This is a genomic window from Exiguobacterium sp. R-17 (assembly GCF_049913315.1).
In the GTDB taxonomy this organism is placed as follows: domain Bacteria; phylum Bacillota; class Bacilli; order Exiguobacteriales; family Exiguobacteriaceae; genus Exiguobacterium_A.
Genome location: NZ_CP184373.1, coordinates 71,822 through 87,801, shown reverse-complemented (window position 1 = coordinate 87,801; position 15,980 = coordinate 71,822). Strand labels below are relative to the sequence as shown.

Here is a 15,980-nt window from a genome sequence, read left to right as displayed (position 1 = left end):
TACCTTTAGGATTAACTACTATTCTTTCACTAGTGCATCGACACGATATAGTCGAATGGTCCATGCGGAATGTTCCTCCTGAAACGTCTTCTCGTATCGTAATCCGATTGATTTCGCATTTTTGATCGGTACCGCTGACAGTACATATGTCGCACCAATACGTCGTAACTGCGCAACATCAATAGATAAGTGACGAATCGGGACTTGGTGGTCTTTCGTGAACTCATACTCCTTTCCAAGTTCTGACGAGAAGAGATAGACTCGGTTCCCCCACATATCAAAGTAGTGCTGCAGTTTCTTACTTTTATCTAACTCCCCTTCAATCACCTTCCGGAAGGACGCTTTGTAGTTCAGCGGATAAAAATTGACATACCCATCAATGGTCCGCATCCCATTGTACTGTGCAATGGCAGGATGCATCCCAATCGAGGCAACCTGGTAGTCTGTTGTCGGTTGATTGATATAGTGCTTGATATCATCAAACTGGGCTGTCGCATAAAAGGCTTTGTATGATGGATGATGTCTATATCTGAATTCCGGGTTCCAGATCAACAATACGATGGTTTGCATCGTCAGTAAACAAATGATCCATTTTTTCTTGGATCCCCTCCAAAGCCAATCCAGCATCAAGAAAAATAAGCCATACCAGACCATCGGTTGCAAGAAATGGAAGCGCGAGAAGTTAAATGTCCGCATGAGCGATACGTGTTGCTTTAATGGATTCCAACCATCATAGAACCAAAATGCATACCACAGTGATAAGGCAAGCAATAATAAGATCAACGAACGGATTGGTCTCGTCAATTCTTCTCGTTTTTGGAACACGATGACTCCAACGATAAGCATCGTTAGCAGAATGACTGGCGACTGGACTGCCCGGTCGTGTGTATGACCTAGTACCAAGTGTTTGAAGAATAATCGGATGCTTCTCCAAAATCCGTTTATTCCAACTTCAAAATCATTCCGACTGGTCGGCTCCTCCTCCCATAACATCGAATAGACCAAGCGATATTCAATCAATAAGTATAGGATGATTTGAGCACCATATGCGAGCCAAAAACGACCATGGAACTGACGTCCGCGTATTTCTTTGATGAAGTGATAGATACCAAGCGCCGCTAGGAAGAAGACGATGCCGAGAACAAAACTGGAATAGAACGGGATGAGCAGGAGAACGAGAACGTTCTTCTTTTTTCGTACTCCTTTCCAGATGTTCCAATATGCCCATAATAAAAGTGGCATCCCAAGTGTACTCAGCATGCCCGATGGCCAAAACGGGGTCCACGAAAACAGGATAGCGATCCAGAGTGCATACGGTCGCGGGATAATCGTCTTCCCATGGTCGCGCAATAATAGGTACATGCCTAGGAAAGCAAAAATCCGCACTAATACTTGACTGATGACATATGCCGAATACGGCGGGAACCATTGGTATAACCAAACGATACCTGTAAAACTGCTAACGAAGGCATTCCTTGAGACGACTCCGTTCAATAAATCAGGAACGGTCGCATGAAGACCCGTAAAAAGTGTGTTCGTATCAATCAATGTTTTATACCAGACGATGTTCGAATCTAAGTTGTCGTGAATCCGGACATGTGCCTGTTCTCCTAAAAGAATCATAGGTAGGACATACAGACATGCCGCTAAAATTCCGAATAGGATCCGTGTCCTTTCCTTCATCCTCTCACTCCCTACATGTAGCTTTTAATTGGTTTGATATGAATCGAGAGACAAGGAACATCCTCATTGTTATTCGATAGTTCGCCCCATCCGGATAACTTTTGAATCAGATTGAATAAAATGTCGTAGTTCCTTCACCGCGGTGTACCACGATGTCATTCATGAATATGGTACCGTAGGTCATGTAATGTACGCGTGTCAGTGATCGCTTTTTTCAACTGATCATGAAGTACATTCGTCGTATCGGCATATAAAGCGAAACTAGCATCGACTAAGTAGTGGACGTTCTCCTTTTCTTGACCCGGCAACACATGCTGGATCAAAAGAGGAAGTTTATCGTCAAGGCTTCTGTCGTCATAAAGCCTCCTGTCTTACTAGTCATTACATTTGCGCTTGCCATCAAGTGTTAAATGTCCTCTACAAATTCACAGATGTAAATATCGTGTTTCGAGTCTCTTAATTCTTTTTCTAAGTGAACTTCCAATTTTTGATTTTCTACGCAATGATGACTTGAATTAGTACTTCAACTTCATAAGATACAAAATAACGTTGCTTCATTTCCGAATAATTCTTTTCAAATCCCCATAATCAAGAGAATTAAGCGATCTGTACAAATAGGTATGTTTGTAGGAGATTCAAGCGATCATAATGATGAAATTGATTGCGCACAGGGATACCTGTGAAACGAATCTTGTCAGCAGAAATCCCTAAATCAATCAATGCTTTAACAGATTTAATCCTACAAAATACATATCTGTCGTCTCATGAATCCGGTACGAGTGGATTGCGCAATCCGTTAGGACAGTGATGGACGGAAGATGAATGCGGTGATCTTTCTTCAATTTATCAATCAATCCTGCTGCAAACGGATATGTGCTCATGATGATTGTCGGTTATACCGTCTCAATCACATCTGCAAGTCTGTAGGCACCTTTTAATAGGAGTGTAATTGTATCCTGTAAAAACCATCCTTTTGTATACATTTTTAGATAAAGATAGCTGTACATGGAAAGAATTATAGTGATGATTTATCGATACATCGTATGTATGAAAGAGGATGTATCTGGATGAATAATTTTTATGATATTTAAGGAGAGTGAGATGTTAGAAACGAACGTGGCATTGATTTCTTTCTCCAACTCCAAGGTGATTCTAACTTGTTTATGTCCTTCTCCGAACGAAACATACAGGATTAATATCTTTTCACCTTTACGTTTCATCCTATCCCTCTTCTTCTGTATTTTCGAACTGCCTCTCGATCATTGAATCCATCATCACTACAAAACTAAAACCGGTGTGATATATAGTAGTATTTCTACACAAGCGCACTTAAAAACATCTTTCGGTTTTGTACCGACTGCCAAAAGCTAGTATTATCATAATATAAGAATGGAAACAAATGGAGGGATATCATGAGAATCACACAATTTACTATACATGCCCTTCGCTTGTAAATTTACTTATCTCATCACCTAACTGTCTTTCAAAATGTCCCTATGATTGCGATGCAACTTGACATTTCTTTGAATCATTCGATGAAAGTCGCACAATGACTGACGAAACTCAAATACATAGGGGTAAAACCGGTAAAAAACGGTGTGCTTCGTTAAAGCGAAATCCACAAAATATTATCATCGATAAAATATTTTTTGAGATAGAGTCACTTGAGTTCATCGAGGAGTTTACTTGTTCTAGTGATAATACCTCTAAAGGTGATCAACAGTTAGTCCTCATTTTCGATGAAGCGTTACACGCATTTCTAAATTCGATATATCGTTATACACTCCATTCATTTCTCGGCCAAACTAAAGACCCTTTCCCACTCTATAGTACATCCCATATAGCTCCAAAAAAGCAGTTCAATATGTTAGCTTTTATAACATTTGAATTTATAAGACTGATACGCAAAGGCACGAATATATCCACCAATTCGGTGAATTTAACGTTACCATGAAAGGTTAAAAAGCACCTTCTTTTGCTAAGAAATGCCCTCTTCCATTTTTTATTTTGCAAATGCTTGATCTTTTTTTATTCGCTGTTAAATACACGACGAGTTCAAGTCCTTCGTTCTTATGCGCTTGTGACAAGAAATCTCCTAAAGAAGCACTTAGTAGACGTGTAAGAATATAGACCCACCAGAAAGCGATAACATTGTTTAACTTGAATACGTAATAACCAATCGTAATGGAGATGATCATTAACGCAAAGGTAATACCGGATAGAGCGTAACCTAAACCCAGCCCTTCAGAGAGTAAATCTTCCGCGACGCTACTTGAATCGAATGTAAAGTGAATCGCTGATAAATCAAAATTCTCTCATTTTATCGTGAAGAATGAATAGATTCTTTGATAATGAATCAGAAAATAAAAAAAGATTGTATACATTTCAACATCGAAACGTATACAATCTTTACCTTTTAGTAGACTACACATATAATAAACACCCATTTCAATCACAAAATTAGGGGTTATCTACAATCTGAGAAGAGGCTATCTAGGTATTCGCTCTTTTGCTTCAAAGGCAGCTATTAATCTTTTATTCCGAGATCTTCTAATTCAGAATCGTAAGCTGGTCGTCTAAAATTTCTTCAGCCGTTTCTTTAGCTTCTTTTATGATACTTGTTCTTTCCTTTAACGATAACTGACCTAAAAATTGACTTTCAGTCATTCCGTTTGGGAATGCAGACTCTTCTGATGTCCCACTATTTTCTTCAATATTATTAAGGGATATAAGTTTCATCGAATTAGAGTCATTTCTTTTAGCCATGAATGCTTGAACTTGCATACTTGAACTAGAGGATTTTGTAGGTAAATTTTTATTATTATAGTAATTGATTCCTCTAATTATACTTATCTGATCATTAGGATCATCAAAATATGATTTGTACCATTTAACTTTGGCAGTTTCATTATAGATTTGTACAACACCTGCAGCAGTTTTCAATTGAGTAGTAGTGAATCCTGCAAATTTCCCTACATAACCATAATGCATATTCCCTAAATCTTCGCCTTTCATTGTACGACCACCGAAACATATCTTTCGGTCGTTCCATAAGCATGCTTGTAATCCCATGGTCCTCTACTCTTTACTTTGCTAGCAAAAAAACGACCCGTTCCTACAGGAAAAGTTATATCTGCAATCTTATATTGATAAGCTCTTGCGGCATTTTTTAACATGATTGATGAGAATGAAGAAGTCACGTTCCCTCCCGGATTTACTACACCGTAAGCATTTACCGTTCCCTCAGCAGATTCTGCTTCTTCAGCTTTAACACTTGAATACGGACTTACTGTAATAGCTAATAAAGCTAAAGACGATATTAAAATACTTTTTTTCAATTTAAGCTCCCCTTTCATTGGTATATGCTATAGGATAAAATTATTAATAGAAATACCGTTTTTTACAAAAGGATTATATCTATTTTTAAATATTTGTAAGAGGAGGACAGAAATGAAAAAAAGTATTTTTACTTTATATCTAGCAACAATCTTGGTATTTTTCTTTATCTACAACTCATTTTTCAACAAAGATTTTCATTCATTCTTTTTAGACAATTTTTCAATAAACCCTGTTATGTTTTCAATTTTTCTAAGCGCATTTTTTGTTTTGCTTTCTTTAGTAGCAATGTTTAAAACAACTATAAAACAAAAAATTGGGCTTACAATTAATCTCTTAATTAATCTTACTTTTATGATTATTACTTTAATCATTACATTAATTGCATTACCATTCTCATAAAACATACTAATCTTTAATGAAAAAGCACAGTTAAGTTGGTCCGTTTCATCGCGCAGAAGACCTCTTCCAAGATGATGCGACGGAAGGCATAACAAGTGATGGACGTTACTGCTCTAATGAAAGATAATGGAACTGATGAATATGATTGCTATTCAGCTAAATGATAAGGAGATAAACCTCACTAAAGAATATGCGCAAGCAAAAAACATGACAATTTTCGCTCTTGTGCGAGACGCCGTCATCGAACGCATCGAGGACGAAATGATGATTAAACTTGACTTAGAATGACTGTATACATGGTGAAGTTTAAAATTATGATTCAATCATCTCTCAAAAAAATAAATTTCTCCAAATGCTTTATGATGTCTAGATGAATTAGTGTCTACTCGTGCTACTGTTCCATTGTTGATTACCATCATCTTATGAGGAACATTTTAATTTTCACTCTGGAAATTCGATATCAACCTGCTACTTTTATGAATAAAGCAACATGGGACGATGGGACGCTCTTACACGAGTAAGCGTATGAGCATTTCATGCTGCTTTTAAAAAAACGTTAGGTATACATTTCTGATATCTATTTATGTATTCAACTTTTTTATTGCTGTAGATATCATTTTAACTGTATGTCTTGAAACGTATCTCTTTATCCATGTACACTTCTTCGCAGTATTCATATAAAAACCAAAGGAGAAGATGTACCCATTTCGACATCGAAACGTATACATCTTCTCCTTTGATTGCCTCTCGCTTTATATTCTATCCATGTGTTCATCAAATCGATTTAGATCTCGAGGACGAATAAACTTGAAAAACTTTCGAATCGCACTCCGTTTCACGATATCGTGTCTCTTTAAATTCATACAAAAATCAATCAGTGTATGCTGACGGATGAATACTTCTTTGTTGCTGCAGTTAATGACACGAAGATCAGCATCTGTGATTACCTCACGTATATCCGCATCATCACTACAAATCAAATCAGCACTAAGTAGGCGAGCTGCTGCAAGACTATGAATCTCTCCTAGATCGCTGGTATGTTTAAGAGGACGTCCTTCTCGTATCTTCTTCACGTCGAGTTGTTCAAATGCCACTCGCACTTCTTCTAAGTATACAAGGTAGAGCTCATACAGTGCATCATTCTCAATCGATACTTCAGATTCCGGATCAAATAGAGTCCATCTACCTTCCGCTATCAGTACATCCACTTTTTCTCTCACTGAAGAAATTTTTAGTTCCTCTAATACTTCAACATGAATAAGGATACGTCCATACAAACGATTCAACCAATCAAAAACATCAGCTTGCCGAAAACTTGCTGCATGGATGATGATATTTGCATCAATGAATACGGGTTCCTTAATCATTCGATGAATCCTCTTGTAACGCCTGCATCATCTCTTCTTGCAACTCTTTTGCTAGCATAGGTTGATAGACAGAAAGTTTGTTCGCTGCACTTAGGCGCGTCACACGTTTTTCTTCCACCGCTCTGACAACCTCGTTCTCATAAGCGGAAAACGATTCGAACCGCTGTCGTTGATCGAGCGGACTTGGGGAAACACCTAATCGGCTCCGTTCTTTTACCCATTCTTCCTCTCGTTCACTTAAGTCAGAGAAACGATATCCGAGCTCTCGTAGGCGCCGAACGACTGAAACATAAGGTACTTGAGCGATGTCAGCGAGATGAATGATCGAAAGCTTTGTCTCATACGATGCTTTGAGTTTTTCCCATACCTCTTTCGTTGTACCTTTAGGGAGCATGAGCGCTGCTGCAAATCGATCAGCAGCCCGCTCATGATCAAAACCGTTAACTTGATACTTGCTCATTTCAGACAAGTGCCAAAGTTCATGAGCTGCAGTGAAATAGCGCATACGCAATGATTGATAGGAGTTTAAAGCAATAAACTCCTCCCCTGACATGTGTCTGATTGCAACACCGAAATACGCATCGTCTTCGACGTATTGGAAAATGAGATTCGCCTCCTGAGCCAACACCTGCTCAATGTAGGCACCAATAAAGATGGGGCTATCAACCACCTTTTCTAAAAAACTAGCCGCAAACGATTCAGCAATTTCTTCGATGATCTTGATCGATGGCTTCATAACCGACTTCCTTTAAGTCCGATATAATCCTCTACAGCAAATTTCAGACGCTCTAATTCCATTTTAGAGTGTCGATTCGATAGCGTACCGCGTAACTCGATTGTCATACGCTCTTCTTTCATAGAAGTATCTGACGTTAAATCCTTTACAGTTACTCCGAGTGCATTGGCGATATCGACAATACGTTGTGGTTGGATGACACGACTTTCGTTCAACATGTGTCCAATCATTGCCTTACTGACACCAATCTCTTGTGCTAACCATTGATGCGACTTTTGATGATCTTCTAACCAAGATTTAATGTTCTGAATGAGGATTTGATTTGAACTCATACTAGCACCTTCCTTCATCAATAAATATAACATTTTTTGTAGTCGACTACAAAGATAACAGTTAATGAATAATTATTTCCATCGTGTGATTGAAATATTGTAAATGGCACAATATCAGTTAAGTTAAATATAGAGGGTGCTTTTATTCATTTTTTGAATACAGATTTTCTAATATTGCTTTTATTGTTTTTCCTACGCTCAAACATAAAATCCCGATAAAAGTTGAATTTTAAATTCCAACTCCTATCAGGACTTTTTAGTAAACATCATTCAAAATTTAAAGACTTCTAATGTTTACACACTAGTTATTTAGAGGTGTTAAAGTCATTAAATGTAGCAATCATATCCTGCTGAGTCCCATCGCTACGGTTAGTATTGAAATACATTATTCCATTATCAAAATCAACAGCTTCTATTTCAAAAAGACTGTACGCACTGCTCGTGACTCGAAAAGACAAGTCATTATTTGTATACAGTATTTTTGAAAATGGTTCTGATGTTGTATTTTTTTGCTCGTCTATTGTTTCAGAAATATTTAATGGATAAGTAGTGACGACACTTACATTTGAGGCATTCCCATTTGCATCAGGCTTTGCCATAGGAACATACAAATTGCCTTCATAATATGAAATCCCTTGCTGGATGTAGTCTGTAGTATCTAATGTACTACCATCCACTACAGCACGAGTATGATTTAATTTAAATGTTGCTTCATAATCAAACTTTCCTGTAGCATCATTGAACGTTCCAATAAAGAAGCGCTTCCCAGACTTAACAATAAACTTTTTATAGCCGACTGAATACGTAATACCGCTAATCGATAAATTCTCACCAGCATAGTTCAAAACATAACTTTTATTTACATTATATGTTCCAGTTGATGTATTCACCGCAAGTTTAATGATTTTGTTTGCATACTTAATACCATCTTCCATTGGCGCTACGTACAGATCTACTGTAATGTCTCCCGCATTTGCTACAACTGCTAAGTCATTCGCGTGCCCTAAGTCAAAACTCGTCGATCCGGTTGTTGAATTTTTCAGCAACTTCGTCGTTCGATTACTTTCCGTACTACTCAATTTAGTCAATAAAAGTTGCGTCGTTTCGCTTGTAGCATTGAACTTGGCTGTAAAAATGTTATTGTTGTAACGGTCTACTGTCATTCCTTGCATGGAGGTATTATAATTTGAACTGTTCATTGGTTCGTACACTGTATATGTATTAAAATAACCAGACTGCGCAAATACAGGAATTGCACTTAGTGAAAGACTTGCTACTAATGCAGCGGAAATGATTTTTTTGTTCTTTAACATTTTAATCCACCTTTTATTATATGTTGATTTAGACACTGTTTTACTTTACAAAAAGAATAATCTAAATTCCATAATTATTTTATGCGAAAAGTTTAATTAAGTTATTTTTATTAAAAAAACATAACTCTTGGATTGGCTTGATGCTTCAGCAAGTATTTTATAAATAAACTTTGTTATTAGTAATTAAGTGTGAACACTAATCAACTGCCATATGTTGATAAGAAAGCTCATCCAAAATGAATTGGATGAGCTTTTGCTTTGCATTTGCCAGTTTATATCTTGAAATTAGGAAATGATGCTTTATCAGGATTAAGTAGTAAGAATAAAATACAGAATCGTTAATATCGCGATTATAATTGAAAATTTTATTAATTCCCCATTTAAGATTCGCATCATAATATTACTATTTTTGCCTTGCTTATGAGTATGAGGCATAAAACAAACCCTCTTTCTCAAATAGAGTGTAGACATTTTCACTGTATCTTTTATTTAGGTTTCCGGTCAGCTAATAAACAAATTACAAGTAAAAAAACCGGAATAAGAAAGGTCATAAACATACTAAATCCATAAAACATTTTTACACTTCCTCATCCTTCGGTAACAGTAGTCATTAGCTTAAAAAATTACAATTACATTGATTGAATATAAGTCAATTATACACCTAACAAGTTTAATTTTTTCCATCTTCAGATAATTTTTAAAATAAAATAGATATATCTGCTTTTTTAAGCGATTAAAAATTGATAGAATTGTAATCAACCGTTTTTTATTTCCATATTAACAAAAAAGCTCGTCAAACATCAGGAGTTGATTTTTTGAATCGTCACCCAAAATCGTCTAATGCAATCATTGAAAATAAAAAGCAAGTCATCAACCTAGTAAAAGGGTTACACCTTATACACAATGGAATAATGAAAGCTTCTCACTACGATAAGCTTGCTAGTACGCTACCTTATCCTCCTCTGTCTCAAATTAATTCTTTATTCGGATCTTGGAGTAACCTGTTACTAGAAGCTGAAATTGTGACACCAAGCAGTTTGATGTCACTGCCAAATCTAGATAATGTTACTATCAAAAAACAAAAGCTTAAAAATTTAAGCGTAGAGGACAGCTTAAAGCTCTGTTCAAATACGTGTGGAAATCGCTTCACTATCAAAGACTACACTGCAGTACGAAAACATAATCCTAAGATGCTAAGTGTAAATTCGATACTTTATCACTATGGTACTTGGAAGAATGCTTTGCAATTGCATGGCTATACGTCAGCTCGTTCTTTTACAGATGATGATTGTTTGCTAGCAGTCGAAAGAGCTATTCTCGATATGAACACTACGGTTTTTTATATTAGTAGTACCATGTACGTGAAATGGCTCAAAGAGCACCCTGACCACCCTTCACTCACAACTTTGATTACACGGTTTGGATCATGGAACAGTGCTTTAAATCTGTTAAAGAATCGCTAAAAATTTTGAACCTTTATTTATTATTTAAATTCTGAGCATTTATTTTTGTAAGCGTTACCATTATACTATATTTATTCTCTTTTTAGGAGTTGATTATAGTGGAGAACGTGATTAGCCATTATACGAAATTTAAATGTCCTCGTTGTCGAGAAAAGTTTAAAGAAGAAATTCTTATTTATGATTTACATAGCACTTCTTATGAAGAACGGCGATTGGGGCTTGAGACACATTACGATTTTTCATCTGAGGTAGCCTGTCCAAACTGTCATCACCAATGGATGCTTGAAGGAGAATTATGTGAGTACCCTGAAGGTATCGTAGACACTATTGAAGTGTAATGAAGAATTACCTTATATGAATTTATCATTATGATACTGAAGACTCTTGTTTCATTCGAGAGTCTTTTTAATTGGTCTTTTGCCTTTCTAATACACAAACTTTATAAGAAACACGAGTAGCTTCGCGTTTAATTGCTTATTTTACCTATTAAGCGTTTCTTGAGGTACGGTTTAATAATCTCAAATTACCCGTCCTGGACGTGTCGTAAGGAAGTCAATCTATTCTCATACTCTCATTCTGTTTCTAAAAACGGTCAAATTGATTAAATGATATCCAATCAATCCACTTTATTAAATGAACAAGCTATAGAAATTTAAAAGATGTTCGTTTTTTCGTCTAACCCAAAAAGCATGCGGAAATTCCGCATGCTTTTTGTCTTTACGTCATCTCTCCATATTTGAATATGATATATTAAATATTGTGTCATTTCCTAAACGTGGTACTTCTCTTTTATACATAGCTGAGTGAGAGGTAGTACTAATATCCGAACAGAAACAGTCCACGATTGCTATTACTTGAAGCAATTTTTTATTCAATCAACTAAAAAAATGGAAGCGTTACAAAGGAGAAACATCATGAAACGTGATCTTTTTTTCACCCTCAATACTTTAGCGCCTCAGCGAGGTGGTTTATCAAAAGCAGTTATTAAGAGAGCCAACGCTATTATTCAAGCAGAACCGGAGCGAAATATTACTTTCGTCACACTTGGAATTCAACCTACTTTGGACACCATTCATCAAGAGATGGTAGAAGCCAAACTCCTCGATCCACGAATTAAAGTCGTCAACGTGATCAATTTTCTGGCGAATCGAAGTTCGGAAAAAGTATCAATGGTCTCCTCAAAAACAGCTTTACTTTCAAGATGGGAGAAACGTTATACGTTGTTTCTAGATAGCAGTCGTGTCGAAAAGGATTCTTATCGCATCTTTGATAACGGATCCTACATTCGATATGCACGATTTGATAAAAATGACCAGTTGTCATTTATCGACTACTTTTCGGATAATCGACATCGTTTACGACGGGAGGAATATTTGGAAAATGGACAACTAGCACAAACTATTCATTTTTCAATTACATCGAATAAGCCCATATCTCGATCGTTTTTCCATAGCGACGGGACTTGTTATCTAGCGATTTGGCATAAAATGAATTCAGCGGACTGGAGCCATCTATTCTATTTTGAAGCGGGTCAACAGAAACAATTTAATGACCCTGCACAATTCAATACTTTTGTATTGAACAAAATCTTATCCGCTCACGAGTCCGTTTTAATTTCTTCAGAATATCGGGATCGTTTATCCAACTTGCCAAAGAAAAATTTAGATGCTACTATCCTTGATATTAAGCATCCAAACATTAAAAAAATCGCTTTCGGACATAGTAATCATTTCGTTCCACCATTCAATGAAACGGCTGCTGTGAGTGGTGTTTGGGATACGCTTTTCGGAAGAATTGATGAATGGGATAAAGTCATCACTGCAACGATTCGCCAGCAACAACATATGACCGATGCATTTGATCATGCAGACACATTCCATGCCATTGCTCACGGAGTTGGAATGATACCAGAAACCAATTACTCTGTTCTACCTGAACCAAATCCGAATCGCTTTATCGTCGTCTCTCGCATTCAAGTGAAGAAAGACGTTGCCGAAAGTATTCGAGTGTTGCGTCACATCGTTGATCATAATCCGAATGCTTATCTTGATTTTTATGGTTTTGGTTACAGCGATCAACTTGAAAAAGAGTTGCATGCCTTAATCAAGGAGCTCTCTTTAACAAAACATGTTCATTTCAAAGGATTCATTACAAATATTCAAGAAGCTTATCGAGGCGCAGTCGCGACGATCTTTACGTCTCGGTCAGAAGGCTTTGGTATGGCAATCCTTGAGAGTATGGGATACGGTGTTCCTGTCATTTCATATGATATTTGTTATGGACCAAGTGAAATTATTGAGAACGGAAAGACCGGATATATTATTCCTCCTGGCGATACAAAAGCGTTCGCAACAGCTGCAATCCAGTTAATGAACTATCCAGATTTACGGAGACGTATGGGCGAACTAGCCCTTCAATCTGTTCCTCGTTTCTCGGATGAAGTTTTCACAGAAAAATGGATTAAATTATTAAATGAATTAGATTGAGAACTAAAAGCCTCCTCGTGTTGAGGAGGCTTTTAGTATCACATCATGTACTTTAAAGAAAATAGTATCAGCCTTAGGGGAAGGAGCGATTCATTATGTCGGACGATTTTGGTGATCAGCGACAACGTTTAATTGAGCTCATTCAAGGAATATATCAACTACGTCAACAACCCATGGATGCCAATCGATATAAGGAGATTGCAGCACAACTCTCATTTCCTTCATTAACGCAAATTGAACAAGTATTTGGCTCTTGGGATGCTTTATTACAGGCGGCGAATCTTCCAGTGAAAGATAATTTAACGAATCAGACAAGACGTCCTTATACCAACCGAACTCGCTCTATTTGGTCCGCCGAACAAAGTTTTTCTTTTTATGAAGAACAAAGGGGAAAGTATATTTCGATTCGAGAGTATAAAGAACTTCGTCAACATCATCCTGAGATGATCAGTCCTAGCACAATCAATTATCAATACGGTAGTTGGAAACAAGCCGTTCAACATCATGGATTGATATCAACAAAACAATTTACCCACGAAGAGTATCTAACAGCCTTAAATACGGTATACGAAAAATCGCCTGAGACGTTTAATAGCAATACCTATACTTTGTGGTCAAAAGGAAAACGTGCTCCCTCCCTCACCTCCATCTTTGTCCACTTTAAAAGCTGGGAAGCCGCTTCTATTGCGCTAATGGAGTGGCGCACTAATAGAGAGTAATAAATAAATTCTGACGTTCTAGTAAGACTATATTAAAACGAATACTTGTTTAGAAATGGAGGTCACATTCTATGCCACGATCTCATGAAGAACTGTTATTGACAGAGATTGAGTTTTTCCACTCTCGATTGAGGCGCTATTTTGAGCCAGAAGATATTATCGCTTATACCTTGTCATTATTCAGTATTCAATACCACACGTTGCAACACCCTCAATCAAAAGTAAATTTATCTAGAGTATTAAACGTTGTAGCGCTCGATCAAGCTGATACGTTAACGCAAGTCTTTAAGCAAATGAGATTAGAAACATCTTTACCGGAAGAGCTCTATACAGCGTTAGAGATTGACTGGCACCTTCTCAATCCAGAAACACTGAACGAACTCGTAGAACGTACCTCACAAATGTCTCTATCGTATTTTCCGACAATCGTTGAATCCTTATTTCAATATGAAGTGCATCAACCCGGTAATAGCTTATTAGATCATAGTACGCCACTTTTTTTGCGTCGCTTAATGACACGGTTACTTCAAGTCCTTCCAGGCGCCTCAGTATATGACGGGACAGCAGGTTTTGCCGGAAATTTACGATCCGTTTTAGATCAAGGACTTTCTACTGTTTCGATTTATGGTGAAGAAATACATCCGAAAATCTGGGCCATCGGAAAGCTTAGTCTCTTTTTTTATACTTCACATACATCTGCCATATCATTCAAGCAAAGTGACGTCCTGTTACATCCGGCTTATCAAGAACGAAACCAACTACAGCAATTTGATCGTATTCTTACAACCCCACCAGCTAACTTGCGCATGATGGAGTATACAGCTAGTATCTTAGCACAAGATGAGTGGGACCGATTTCCTTACGGAGAATTGCCTCGGAAACACTTGGACTTCGCCTTTATCCAGCATTCCATCGCTACGCTCAAGTCAACTGGGCGGGCTGTCTTATTAGTACCGAACGGTGCTTTATATCGGGATGGGAAAGAACGGTTGATCCGGGAGCAGTTAATCGAAATGGATCTCGTTGACACAGTTATCACGTTTCCTGCTTATATCATGCATGGCTTTAGTGATCCCGTTAGTATTGTAGTGATTGACAAACAGAAGGACACGTCACGAAAAGATAAAATTCAGTTTATAGACGCGACGAACTGGATTCAACTTACGTATGCAAAGACAGAGGATTTAGAACGGGATTTAAATAAAATGATGGAGATTACGATTCATCCAGAAAAACACACCTCCTTTGCACGACTGGTTCCAAAATCTGATATTCAATCAGGAAATCTGATTCCTAGTACTTACCTAAAAAACGAGTCTATTCAAATTGATAAGGATGAATATCAACTTAATTTTACAAAACTAGAGAGCAAGGATTTCATAACACTGAATCAATTAGGAAAAGTTTTCTCTGGACTGAATACAACTTCTAAAAATGCAGTCGAAACCTCCCCAGACATGACCTCTTACCGCTTGATTCAATTGAAGGATGTATATGATGATCGCTTGCACCTAGACGAGTTAAAATCGATTGAAATCCATCAGCGTAGCATCGAACGCTATATCCTTCAAGAAGGCGATGTGATTATTAATGCACGTGGACTACCGACACGAATTGCAGTTGTTCCTCCACACGATCAGACACTGATTCTCTCTCAGAATTTCATTGGTTTCAGACCAAATCAAAACAGTCTATCCCCATATTTTTTGAAGTTCTACTTAGAGAGTCCTATCGGTCAGTATTATTTGTATCGGGCACTGTCCACTAACACGACGACTATTTTATTACCTAAGTTGTTGCAGAACGTTATTTGTCCTGTTCTCCCTCTTTCCTTACAGCATGTGTACAGTAAAAACTATTACGGAGCATTAGAAATGTACTACAGGCAAATGGAATCAGCTAAACAAACGCTACGACAAGCACGGCAACAATTTTATGATGATATTCATATTAGTACAGCTTTTTCAAAAAGGTAGTAAGTATTAGAGATAATATAAAGCTAGAGATAGTAAATGAATAGTAAAGCTTTTCATGGAACATATGACAAAAAGATAAAAACAAACTACAAATTCATGAAAGCGCCGTCTTCAATCTGTGAGTATGATAAAATATAATGTAAGGATAACGTTTTCATTAGTACTTA

General features: G+C 37.1%; 15 protein-coding genes. 7 read left to right on the top strand and 8 right to left on the bottom strand.

The window, feature by feature from the left end; all coding sequences use genetic code 11:
• Positions 1–18: 18 nt before the first annotated feature.
• From ACN9MT_RS16015 to ACN9MT_RS16000, 4 genes are all read right to left on the bottom strand, one after another.
• Positions 19–1,683: a DUF6044 family protein gene (locus ACN9MT_RS16015; RefSeq protein ID WP_426273798.1), complete on the bottom strand. Its 1,665-nt coding sequence runs from the start codon at positions 1,681–1,683 to the stop codon at positions 19–21.
• A gap of 716 nt (positions 1,684–2,399) precedes the next feature.
• Entirely contained in the window at positions 2,400–2,564 is a 165-nt protein-coding gene (locus ACN9MT_RS16010) for a hypothetical protein (RefSeq protein WP_426273796.1), read from the bottom strand.
• 1,669 nt (positions 2,565–4,233) lie between these two features.
• The gene (locus ACN9MT_RS16005) at positions 4,234–4,698 is read right to left on the bottom strand and encodes a polymorphic toxin type 44 domain-containing protein (protein WP_426273794.1); all 465 of its coding nucleotides are present in this window, start codon (positions 4,696–4,698) and stop codon (positions 4,234–4,236) included.
• Positions 4,695–5,021: a hypothetical protein gene (locus ACN9MT_RS16000; RefSeq protein WP_426273792.1), complete on the bottom strand. Its 327-nt coding sequence runs from the start codon at positions 5,019–5,021 to the stop codon at positions 4,695–4,697. The genes ACN9MT_RS16005 and ACN9MT_RS16000 overlap by 4 nt, the downstream gene beginning before the upstream one ends.
• Positions 5,022–5,133: 112 nt before the next feature.
• On the opposite strand from ACN9MT_RS16000, the gene ACN9MT_RS15995 reads away from it, so the two are divergent.
• Complete coding sequence (locus ACN9MT_RS15995) at positions 5,134–5,421, top strand: hypothetical protein (RefSeq protein ID WP_047392391.1); 288 nt, start codon at positions 5,134–5,136, stop codon at positions 5,419–5,421.
• A 126-nt stretch (positions 5,422–5,547) separates the two neighbouring features.
• Positions 5,548–5,709 (top strand): DUF6290 family protein, encoded by a 162-nt coding sequence (locus ACN9MT_RS15990; protein WP_426273790.1) that lies wholly within the window; start codon positions 5,548–5,550, stop codon positions 5,707–5,709.
• Between the two features lie 464 nt (positions 5,710–6,173).
• Here ACN9MT_RS15990 and ACN9MT_RS15985 read toward each other — a convergent pair whose 3' ends face one another.
• The 4 genes from ACN9MT_RS15985 to ACN9MT_RS15970 all read right to left on the bottom strand — a co-directional run bounded on the left by ACN9MT_RS15985 (position 6,174) and on the right by ACN9MT_RS15970 (position 9,169).
• Complete coding sequence (locus ACN9MT_RS15985) at positions 6,174–6,788, bottom strand: PIN domain-containing protein (protein WP_426273788.1); 615 nt, start codon at positions 6,786–6,788, stop codon at positions 6,174–6,176.
• Entirely contained in the window at positions 6,781–7,524 is a 744-nt protein-coding gene (locus tag ACN9MT_RS15980; protein ID WP_426273786.1) for an ImmA/IrrE family metallo-endopeptidase, read from the bottom strand. The genes ACN9MT_RS15985 and ACN9MT_RS15980 overlap by 8 nt, the downstream gene beginning before the upstream one ends.
• Complete coding sequence (locus tag ACN9MT_RS15975) at positions 7,521–7,856, bottom strand: helix-turn-helix domain-containing protein (RefSeq protein WP_426273784.1); 336 nt, start codon at positions 7,854–7,856, stop codon at positions 7,521–7,523. Before ACN9MT_RS15975 ends, ACN9MT_RS15980 begins: the two co-directional genes overlap by 4 nt.
• 305 nt (positions 7,857–8,161) lie before the next feature.
• Complete coding sequence (locus ACN9MT_RS15970; RefSeq protein ID WP_426273782.1) at positions 8,162–9,169, bottom strand: hypothetical protein; 1,008 nt, start codon at positions 9,167–9,169, stop codon at positions 8,162–8,164.
• Between the two features lie 815 nt (positions 9,170–9,984).
• Between ACN9MT_RS15970 and ACN9MT_RS15965 the strand changes: the two genes are divergently transcribed.
• The 5 genes from ACN9MT_RS15965 to ACN9MT_RS15945 all read left to right on the top strand — a co-directional run bounded on the left by ACN9MT_RS15965 (position 9,985) and on the right by ACN9MT_RS15945 (position 15,813).
• Complete coding sequence (locus tag ACN9MT_RS15965; RefSeq protein ID WP_426273780.1) at positions 9,985–10,632, top strand: homing endonuclease associated repeat-containing protein; 648 nt, start codon at positions 9,985–9,987, stop codon at positions 10,630–10,632.
• Between the two features lie 98 nt (positions 10,633–10,730).
• Positions 10,731–10,970 carry a hypothetical protein gene (locus ACN9MT_RS15960; protein WP_426273779.1) on the top strand — a complete coding sequence of 80 codons (240 nt, stop codon included), beginning with the start codon at positions 10,731–10,733 and terminating at the stop codon, positions 10,968–10,970.
• 576 nt (positions 10,971–11,546) lie between these two features.
• Complete coding sequence (locus tag ACN9MT_RS15955; protein WP_426273777.1) at positions 11,547–13,118, top strand: glycosyltransferase; 1,572 nt, start codon at positions 11,547–11,549, stop codon at positions 13,116–13,118.
• Between the two features lie 95 nt (positions 13,119–13,213).
• Positions 13,214–13,837, top strand: coding sequence for a hypothetical protein (locus ACN9MT_RS15950; protein ID WP_426273776.1), 624 nt, complete (start codon positions 13,214–13,216; stop codon positions 13,835–13,837).
• Positions 13,838–13,908: 71 nt separating this feature from the next.
• The gene (locus tag ACN9MT_RS15945; protein WP_426273774.1) at positions 13,909–15,813 is read left to right on the top strand and encodes an N-6 DNA methylase; all 1,905 of its coding nucleotides are present in this window, start codon (positions 13,909–13,911) and stop codon (positions 15,811–15,813) included.
• Positions 15,814–15,980 lie beyond the last annotated feature (167 nt).

Excerpts from the sequence above, each read along its gene's own strand:
- ACN9MT_RS15995 (WP_047392391.1), top strand. The coding sequence starts at position 5,134 with ATGAAAAAAAGTATTTTTACTTTATATCTAGCAACAATCTTGGTATTT.
- ACN9MT_RS15955 (WP_426273777.1), top strand. The coding sequence starts at position 11,547 with ATGAAACGTGATCTTTTTTTCACCCTCAATACTTTAGCGCCTCAGCGA.
- ACN9MT_RS15945 (WP_426273774.1), top strand. The coding sequence starts at position 13,909 with ATGCCACGATCTCATGAAGAACTGTTATTGACAGAGATTGAGTTTTTC.
- ACN9MT_RS16010 (WP_426273796.1), bottom strand. The coding sequence starts at position 2,564 with ATGAGCACATATCCGTTTGCAGCAGGATTGATTGATAAATTGAAGAAA.
- ACN9MT_RS15990 (WP_426273790.1), top strand. The coding sequence starts at position 5,548 with ATGGAACTGATGAATATGATTGCTATTCAGCTAAATGATAAGGAGATA.
- ACN9MT_RS15975 (WP_426273784.1), bottom strand. The coding sequence starts at position 7,856 with ATGAGTTCAAATCAAATCCTCATTCAGAACATTAAATCTTGGTTAGAA.
- ACN9MT_RS15970 (WP_426273782.1), bottom strand. The coding sequence starts at position 9,169 with ATGTTAAAGAACAAAAAAATCATTTCCGCTGCATTAGTAGCAAGTCTT.
- ACN9MT_RS16005 (WP_426273794.1), bottom strand. The coding sequence starts at position 4,698 with ATGAAAGGCGAAGATTTAGGGAATATGCATTATGGTTATGTAGGGAAA.
- ACN9MT_RS15980 (WP_426273786.1), bottom strand. The coding sequence starts at position 7,524 with ATGAAGCCATCGATCAAGATCATCGAAGAAATTGCTGAATCGTTTGCG.
- ACN9MT_RS15950 (WP_426273776.1), top strand. The coding sequence starts at position 13,214 with ATGTCGGACGATTTTGGTGATCAGCGACAACGTTTAATTGAGCTCATT.
- ACN9MT_RS16015 (WP_426273798.1), bottom strand. The coding sequence starts at position 1,683 with ATGAAGGAAAGGACACGGATCCTATTCGGAATTTTAGCGGCATGTCTG.
- ACN9MT_RS15985 (WP_426273788.1), bottom strand. The coding sequence starts at position 6,788 with ATGATTAAGGAACCCGTATTCATTGATGCAAATATCATCATCCATGCA.